The organism is Paenibacillus sp. GYB004 (genome assembly GCF_036577605.1).
GTDB lineage: Bacteria > Bacillota > Bacilli > Paenibacillales > NBRC-103111 > Paenibacillus_AB > Paenibacillus_AB oceani.
Genome location: NZ_JARBDB010000045.1, coordinates 1 through 229, shown reverse-complemented (window position 1 = coordinate 229; position 229 = coordinate 1). Strand labels below are relative to the sequence as shown.

Sequence of the window (229 nt, the reverse complement as noted above, 5' to 3'; positions counted from 1 at the left end):
GCCTGCATGAAGTCGGAATTGCTAGTAATCGCGGATCAGCATGCCGCGGTGAATACGTTCCCGGGTCTTGTACACACCGCCCGTCACACCACGAGAGTTTACAACACCCGAAGTCGGTGAGGTAACCGCAAGGAGCCAGCCGCCGAAGGTGGGGTAGATGATTGGGGTGAAGTCGTAACAAGGTAGCCGTATCGGAAGGTGCGGCTGGATCACCTCCTTTCTATGGAGT

The 229-nt window shown here is 56.3% G+C and carries 1 rRNA gene; it reads left to right on the top strand.

Annotated features, from left to right (window positions below):
- Positions 1–220 (top strand): 16S ribosomal RNA (locus PV433_RS18630); the annotation flags it as partial.
- Positions 221–229 lie beyond the last annotated feature (9 nt).